The following is a 681-nucleotide window of genomic DNA, read 5'->3' on the forward strand; positions in this document are numbered from 1 at the left end:
TCTCAAGGTGCTCCAGTTCCTATCGATGGTACATGTGTGCGTATCGGTGCGATGCGTTGTCACTCTCAAGCATTGACTATTAAGCTTAAGCAAAATGTGCCGATGGATGAAATCGAAGAAATCATTGCAACTCACAATGACTGGGTGAAGGTGATTCCAAACGATCGTGACATCACGGCTCAAGAGCTAACGCCAGCGAAGGTCACCGGCACTATGTCAGTTCCTGTTGGTCGTCTACGCAAGATGGCAATGGGCGATGACTTCCTAAACGCGTTCACTGTTGGTGACCAATTACTTTGGGGTGCTGCCGAGCCACTGCGTCGTACGCTTCGTATTATCCTTTCTGAAAAAGCGTAATCGACAAAACGTCGTAAAAAGAGCTCCTATTTTAGTAGGAGCTCTTTTTTTAACCTTCTATTTTAACCTTCACCTCGAACCACTCTTTTGTCCGGGTCGGCCAACTCGCTTCCACAATGTTTACAGTAGATAGCGTCCGAGTCATGTCCAGCTTGAGAGCAATTAGGGCACTTCACCAGTACTTTGTGGGATTGCATCTCTTGATGTAGCTCAGCTGTAAATATCCCTGTCGGAACCGCGAGAATCGAGTAACCCAAGAGCATGGTTATAGATGCCAGCGCTTTACCTAAGTTAGTTTGCGGAACCAAATCTCCATATCCCACG

General features: G+C 47.0%; 2 protein-coding genes. One reads left to right on the top strand and one right to left on the bottom strand.

Annotation, left to right across the window (positions count from 1 at the left end):
• Window positions 1-357: aspartate-semialdehyde dehydrogenase (locus R8N49_RS27465; protein WP_318190497.1), on the top strand; the 357-nt coding region annotated here is incomplete at its 5' end.
• Between the two features lie 62 nt (window positions 358-419).
• On the opposite strand, the gene R8N49_RS27470 is transcribed toward R8N49_RS27465, so the two are convergent.
• The coding region (locus R8N49_RS27470) for an ion channel (protein ID WP_318190498.1) at window positions 420-681 on the bottom strand (262 nt) is incomplete at its 5' end.

The sequence above is a fragment of the Vibrio sp. 1978 genome (genome assembly GCF_033344345.1).